A 6599-nucleotide genomic window follows, 5' to 3' on the forward strand; every position below is an offset into this window, starting at 1 on the left:
GTCACACAGCCGGTCCGATACCGAGCCGTCGAGATCGTCGCCGACCGAATCGCGGTACACCAGATCGGCGCCTGGACGACGGGCCACGGATCGCGCTAACCGGGGGTCGTCGTCAGCGACGACGACGACGGGAACTGATTCCGACTCCGATGGGTCCGAGTGCGCCGGGTCGATCCGCCGGAAGGCGTCGCCGTCAACGACGAGACAGTCGACGCCACTCTCGGGGCGATTCAACTCGGCCGGTGTCTCCGCCGTTGTGGCGTGGTATCGGGAGTTGAGGGCGTCAAGGATCGCCCCGTCCGGATCGTCCGAACTGTACCCGACGTGTGGTTCCCCGGAGCCGTCTTTTTCGTCCTCATGGGGCTCCATTGTCTTGTGTGTACTCGTCGCCGAAACGGTATATACTACCGATCGAACTCACGGTTCGAGTTCGACCGATCCGCCGGATTGCGCCAACTCATTGATACCCCAAACCGGGACTACTGGTCGCCGTTGTACTGCCCGGTCGAAAAGCCCTCGCCGTCGGCCGCGATCGCGGCCGCACAGACCGGGTGTTCGAACTCGCGGTCGTAGAGTTCCGCCGCCATCGCCGGCGCATCGGTCGCCTCGAGTTCGGTTGGTTCGGGGGCGTCCTTCTCGTACGTTGCGACGAGCGTCGGCTCCCCGACCGACTTGACGACGAGGGCGTCCCGGCGGACGATGCCGATGTAGCTCTCCTCGCCGACGACGCCGGCGATCCGTGGCGTGTCGTAGTCGTCCTTCTCATAGTCGAGGGCAAGCAGCGATTCGGCCAGCGCGTCCCGCGGCGGGTAACCCAACTCGAGTTTCTCCGTGATCGGGTCGACCTGCGTTCCGTTGCCGATGACGGCGTGTGTGTCGTCCGCCGTCGTCCGCAGGCAATTATACGAGATGTAGGGGTTGTCAGTCTCCGGGGCCTCGGCGGTCGGGGCGACGGTGAGCGCCCCCTCGCGCTTGAGGACTCGCCGGTTCGGGAACGATCGTGAGGAGACACGGTAGGCGGCTCGATCCGGCGCGACGACGATGAACCGTCCGACGTACATACCGGACCCTCCCGCCGGAGCCGATATGTCGGTGTCGGTTCGAGTCGGCACGGGTTGTGTCTCATCGCCCCCGCCCGACGTTTTTATATTAAGACGATCGATCCACGAGTATGCCGACGACGGAGGCCGACTGCCTCGACGCGCTCCGGAGGGCGGCCGAGCGACTCGGGGAGTCGCCCACGAAAGCCCAATACGAGGGGTTGGACATCCGTCCCTCGTCGACGACGATTCGGCGGGTCGTCGGCGGGTGGAACGAGGCGAAAGAGCGCGCCGGCTTGGGAACCTATTCACAGGACGACGGGGGTGGAACGGAAATCCGTCCCAAGCCCGATTCCGTCACCATTCCCGACGGCGAGGACTGGGAGGACCTCACCCCCCAACAGCGGTGGTATTATAAAAACCGCGGGCACCGGATCGAGACCAAGGAACGCCGACGGCTGGAACTCAGGGCGTGGTTCACCCGGTTGAAACGCGATCGCTTCGCCTGTGAGCGGTGCGGCGAGGATCGCCCCGCCGCGCTTGATTTTCATCACCCCGATTCGAAGGATATCGGGGTCTCACAGATGGTCAATCACGGGTATTCGAAACGGCGCATACGCAAGGAGGTCGATCGGTGTGTCGCCCTCTGTGCAAACTGCCACCGGGCGGAACACCGCGAAGCGTCGGCCCCAGCGAGCCACGGGGAGCAAAGGCGGCAAAGGACTCAAGACTCGGAAACACTCGATTTCAACGTTCGCGAGAGACGGCGAAGCTGGGTAGTGCGACATAAACGCGAAAGCGACGGCTGTGCGCGCTGTGATGTCTCCGATCCCATCTGTCTCGACTTTCACCACCCGGCAGTGAAGACGGCGGGAATCTCGAGAATGCTCTCACAGCGGTATCCGCTTGAGGCGATACGTCGTGAGGTCGACGACTGCGTGTTGCTCTGTGCGAACTGTCATCGTGCCGAACACCACGGCACAGGGACTGAAACCGATAGCGTTTAGTTTCGCACTCGCCTCCGATGTAGTACAGTCCATTGGGGTAGTGGCCAATCCTGTCAGCTTCTGGGGCTGACGACCCTGGTTCGAATCCAGGATGGACTATTTTTCGAACGATTCGGCTTTTCAACATACAGTCCTACAACTGTCGTTTCCGGACATGCCTCGGTTCGTCCCTCGAATAGGTGCGGCTACCGAGTCTCGAAAGCGGCCGACGGCGAAACAAATGAGCCCCCCTCGCCCGCTCTACTCGGTGGGGTAGAACACGACGAGACGCTCGTCGTTCGTCTCCGAGTGGTCGACGCCCAACTCGACTTCCTGGCCGATGTCGACATCTTCGGCGTCAATATCGCGCATCTGGCCGGTAACCTTCACCGGGCCGAACTCGGCGACAGCGACCACGAACGGCGCATCGTCGGCGAACCCGGGCGAGGCGACGTGGGTCTGGGTGTGCGTGACGACCTCGCCGGTATCGGGGAGCGGTTCCTCGGTCAGTTCACGGCTGCCGGTCGCGGGATCGATCCGCCGTGGCGGTAGGGAACCGTCGCCCTCCGGCCCCTCGAGATAGTAGGCCTCGCCCTCCTCGGCGGCGTCGAGGAAGTCGTCGAAGCCCTCGTTGCGTGTGTCGCTCATTCGACCACCTCCAGGACGTGGACGACACAACTCCCGACCGTCCCACCCGCGTTGTGGGTCAGCCCGACTGTCGCATCCGAGACGGCGTCGCTGTTGACGTGGTCGCCGCGGAGCAGTTTCGTCATCTCGGAGATCTGTGCGCCGCCGGTCGCGCCGACAGGGTGGCCTTTCGCCTTCAGGCCGCCCGAGAGGTTCACGGGCAACTCCCCGTCGATGGTCGTCTCGCCATCTCTGGCGGCCGTGATCGCCTCGCCGGGTTCGTAAAAGCCGAGCGACTCAAGCGCGAGCACCTCGGCGATGGTAAAGCAGTCGTGGACCTCGGCGACGTCGATGTCCTCGGGCGTGACGCCCGCGTCCTCGTAGGCGGCCTCGCCCGCTTCGACCGCAGCAGGGGTCTCGGGAATCGAGGCCCGATCCTGCAGTGCGAGGCCGTCGCTGGCCTGGCCGGCCCCCGTGATCGCCACGGAGGTGTCGAGGCCGTGTTCCTCGGCGAACTCCTCGCTGACCAACAGCGCGGCACTCGCGCCGTCGCTCATCGGCGAGCAGTCGTAGAGGCCGAACGGCGAACTCACCGTCGGTGCCTCGAGAACGTCGTCGATATCGATCGCCATCTGGAACTGCGCCAGGTCGTTTTCGAGGGCGTTCTGGTGGTTCTTGACGGCGATGTGCGCGAGATCCTCCCGCGTGCCGCCGAACTCGTCGAAGTAGCTGTTGGCCATCAACGAGTACGCCCCCGGGAACGTCACGCCGGCTTTTACTTCCCAGAGGGCGTCCGCAGCGGCCGACAGCGCCTTTGTGCCCTCGGCCGTCGAGATGTTTTTCATCCGCTCGGCACCGCCGACGAGCACCACGTCGGCGCCCCCGCGGATCCGGTTGACGCCGTGTCTGACGGCGACGCCGCTTGAGGCGCAGGCGCTATCGATACGCGTCGAGGGAGCCGAGATGCCGGCGGCCTCGGCCATCAGCGGCCCCTGGTGGCCCTGGACCTCGGCGAACTCCCCCATGAAGTTGCCGTAGAACAGTTCCTCGACGGAGTCGGGTTCGAGACTGGCGTCGTCGAACGCCTCGGCGGCGGCCTGTGCGAACATATCGCGGGCAGTCCGCTCCGGCGACGCGCCGAAGGCGGTCATGCCGACGCCGGCAACGTGAACGTCGCTCACCACTCCATCCCCCCGTTGACGCCGAGAATCTGTCCGGTCATGTAACTCGAATCCTCGCTGGCGAGGAAGCTAACGATCCCCGCGACGTCGTCGACCTGTGCGAACCGATCGAGCGGAATCCGCTTGAGAATGTTCTCCTGGACCCGCTCGGGCACGTCGGCGAGCATGTCCGTCTCGACGAAACCGGGGGCGACGCAGTTGGCCGTCGACCCCTCCGAGGCGATCTCAAGCGCGATCGTCCGGGTAAAGCCGAAGAGACCGGACTTGGTGGTCGCGTAGTTCGCCTGCCCGTAGTTGCCCTGCTGGCCCACCACGCTTGAAACGTTGATTAATCGGCCTTCATCCGCCGCCCGGATGTCGTCGAAACAGACCTTCGTGCAGTTGAACACGCCGCCCAAATTGACGTCCATGACGCGATCCCAGTCCTCGCGCGTCATCTCCTCGAATTTCGTGTCGACGGTGATCCCCGCGTTGTTGACCAACACGTCGATGCCGCCGAACTCATCGCTGACGGCGTCGTACATCGCCTCGACCTCGTCCAGGTTGGCGACGTCAGCCTGGGCGAGCACCGCCTCGCCGGGCCCCTCGTTGATCTCCTCTTTGACTTCGTGGGCCTCGGCCTCGGAGGAGCGGTAGTTGACGATTACCTCTGCGCCCTGTTCGCCCAAGTCCTTTGCTATCCCGCGTCCGATACCTCTCGATGCGCCCGTCACTAGACAGGTCCTATCTTCGACCGACATGTGTGTTCCATAAATGGGTTTACCATCATTCATAATAAATCCAACCGCGGACCGTCGGCCGCCATGCCGATCTAATCCGCTGGATTTCCCTAGGTTACCATCTGGAACCATCGTGTCCCACAAATGGAACGCGTCACGGTTTCGTGTAGCGCAGTTCGGGCGCCACCGCCGGCCCTCGCCGTGCCCGTCGGTTGCTCCACACCAACGAAGACGGTATGGGCGGCGGCCGTCTACCCACCACTATGAGCACGGAACGTCTGGAACTGTCGGTGCCCGACATGGACTGTTCGTCCTGTGCGGGGAAGGTCGACGCCGCCTTGGCGGACGCGGAGGGCGTCGTCGGGGTCGAAACGCGTCCGACAGCCGGCGTTGCCGTCGTCGAATACGACCCCGAGACGGTCGACGCGGACGAGATTGTCGGCCGCGTCGAGGCGGCGGGTTACGGGGTGACCGGGACGGACGGGATGGCCTCCGGGGCGGCCGTCTGGACGGGCCGTCGGGCCTACGCCACCTACGCCGGCGCGGTGGCGATGCTCGTGGGATTTTTCGTTCTTTGGGGTCCGGTGCCCGATCCGGTCCTCATCGATGTCGGACGGGAGACGGGTCTCAGCGACGCGCTGTTCGTCCTCGGAGCCGTCGTCGCCGGCGGCCCGGTCGCTCGCGCGGGGCTCCGGTCGGCACGCCTCCGAGAACTCGACATCGACCTCCTGATGGCGACGGCGATCATCTCCGCGATGGCCGTCGGCTACTACATCGAAGCGGCGACGCTCGCGGTGCTCTTCAGCCTTGCGGAACTGCTCGAAGCGCACGCGATGGACCGGACCCGCGAGTCGATCCGGGAGTTGCTCGCGCTCTCGCCCGACACGGCGACGGTCGTCCGCGACGGCGAGGAGATGTCAGTCCCTGCCGCGAGCGTGCGGGTGGGCGAGGTGGTCGTTGTCCGGCCGGGCGAGCGGATCCCGGTCGACGGGGACGTTCTTGAGGGCGAATCCGCGGTCGACGAATCCCCGATCACCGGCGAGTCGGTTCCCGTCGACAAGCACGTCGGCGACGAGGTGTACGCTGGCAGCGTTGCCGAGGGCGGCTATCTCGAGATCGAGGCGACCGCCGCCGGCGACGAGACGACGCTGTCGCGGGTCGTCGAACTCGTTGAGAGCGCCGAATCCAGGCGGACGGACGCCGAACGCTTGGTCGATCGCTTCGCCGGCTACTACACCCCGATCGTCGTCGCCGGTGCGGTCGCGACCGTGTTGATTCCGCCGCTGTTGCTCGGCGGGGCGTGGGGAACGTGGTTCGTCCGGGGGCTGACGCTGCTCGTCGTCGCCTGCCCCTGCGCGTTCGTCATTTCGACGCCGGTCACGGTCGTCTCGGGGCTGACGAGCGCGGCCCGCAACGGCGTCCTCATAAAGGGCGGTGACCATCTCGAGCGGATGGGCGAGGTCGATACCGTCGCCTTCGACAAGACAGGGACGCTGACGACCGGTGAACTCGCTGTGACCGACGTGGTGCCGGCGGCCGGCCACGACGAGGCCGACATCCTCGCGACCGCCGCGGGCGTCGAACGCCACAGCGAGCATCCGATCGGGACCGCAATCGTCGAGCGCGCCCGCGAGGTCGGCGTCAACCTCCCCGAGGCGAGCGGCTTCGAGAGCCTCACCGGACGGGGGGTCCGAGCCGACCTCGGGGGGACGCGCTACGTTGGCAAGCCCGCGCTGTTCGCCGAGTTGGGCCACGACCTCGGGCATACGCATCTGCGGACCGACGGCGGCGCGACAGCGGTCGGAGTCGGCGGGGCGGCCATCGGCGACCCAACCTGCGAGCGCCCCGGCTGTGTCGATCTTCAGGCGGGCACCATCGCCGAGTTGCAGTCCGACGGCAAGACGGTCGTCCTCGTCGGCACCGAGACGGACCTGTACGGTGTCGTCGCCGTCGCCGATACCGTCCGCCCCGAGGCGCGGGCGGTCGTCGACGCGCTCGCCGACGCCGGCGTCCGGACGGTGATGCTCACCGGGGACAACGAGCGAA

General features: G+C 65.8%; 7 protein-coding genes and 1 tRNA gene. 3 read left to right on the forward strand and 5 right to left on the reverse strand.

Going from position 1 to position 6599, the window contains the following annotated elements:
* On the reverse strand, positions 1-369 hold a 369-nt coding region (locus ACI944_RS09990; RefSeq protein ID WP_411718896.1), incomplete at its 3' end, for a hypothetical protein.
* A gap of 110 nt (positions 370-479) precedes the next feature.
* The gene (locus tag ACI944_RS09995; protein WP_411718897.1) at positions 480-1061 is read right to left on the reverse strand and encodes an IMP cyclohydrolase; all 582 of its coding nucleotides are present in this window, start codon (positions 1059-1061) and stop codon (positions 480-482) included.
* 110 nt (positions 1062-1171) lie between these two features.
* Between ACI944_RS09995 and ACI944_RS10000 the strand changes: the two genes are divergently transcribed.
* Both ACI944_RS10000 and ACI944_RS10005 read left to right on the forward strand, forming a co-directional pair.
* Complete coding sequence (locus ACI944_RS10000) at positions 1172-2047, forward strand: homing endonuclease associated repeat-containing protein (protein ID WP_411718898.1); 876 nt, start codon at positions 1172-1174, stop codon at positions 2045-2047.
* Between the two features lie 26 nt (positions 2048-2073).
* Positions 2074-2146, forward strand: a tRNA-Gln gene (locus ACI944_RS10005).
* A 141-nt stretch (positions 2147-2287) separates the two neighbouring features.
* Here ACI944_RS10005 and ACI944_RS10010 read toward each other — a convergent pair.
* Genes ACI944_RS10010 through ACI944_RS10020 form a run of 3 tightly spaced genes read right to left on the reverse strand, consistent with a single transcriptional unit; the run spans position 2288 to position 4574 of the window.
* Entirely contained in the window at positions 2288-2674 is a 387-nt protein-coding gene (locus tag ACI944_RS10010; RefSeq protein ID WP_411718899.1) for a Zn-ribbon domain-containing OB-fold protein, read from the reverse strand.
* Complete coding sequence (locus tag ACI944_RS10015; RefSeq protein WP_411718901.1) at positions 2671-3834, reverse strand: thiolase domain-containing protein; 1164 nt, start codon at positions 3832-3834, stop codon at positions 2671-2673. Before ACI944_RS10015 ends, ACI944_RS10010 begins: the two co-directional genes overlap by 4 nt.
* Positions 3831-4574 (reverse strand): beta-ketoacyl-ACP reductase, encoded by a 744-nt coding sequence (locus tag ACI944_RS10020; protein WP_411718902.1) that lies wholly within the window; start codon positions 4572-4574, stop codon positions 3831-3833. Before ACI944_RS10020 ends, ACI944_RS10015 begins: the two co-directional genes overlap by 4 nt.
* A 242-nt stretch (positions 4575-4816) precedes the next feature.
* Here ACI944_RS10020 and ACI944_RS10025 point away from each other — a divergent pair.
* Positions 4817-6599 (forward strand): heavy metal translocating P-type ATPase (locus ACI944_RS10025; protein WP_411718903.1); only part of this gene is annotated, 1783 nt, incomplete at its 3' end.

This window comes from Natronomonas sp. (genome assembly GCF_046710025.1).
In the GTDB taxonomy this organism is placed as follows: domain Archaea; phylum Halobacteriota; class Halobacteria; order Halobacteriales; family Haloarculaceae; genus Natronomonas.

What these genes read in the sequence shown, in the direction of transcription:
- ACI944_RS09995 (WP_411718897.1), bottom strand. Translation starts at nt 1,061, where the DNA reads ATGTACGTCGGACGGTTCATCGTCGTCGCGCCGGATCGAGCCGCCTAC.
- ACI944_RS10000 (WP_411718898.1), top strand. Translation starts at nt 1,172, where the DNA reads ATGCCGACGACGGAGGCCGACTGCCTCGACGCGCTCCGGAGGGCGGCC.
- ACI944_RS10010 (WP_411718899.1), bottom strand. Translation starts at nt 2,674, where the DNA reads ATGAGCGACACACGCAACGAGGGCTTCGACGACTTCCTCGACGCCGCC.
- ACI944_RS10020 (WP_411718902.1), bottom strand. Translation starts at nt 4,574, where the DNA reads ATGTCGGTCGAAGATAGGACCTGTCTAGTGACGGGCGCATCGAGAGGT.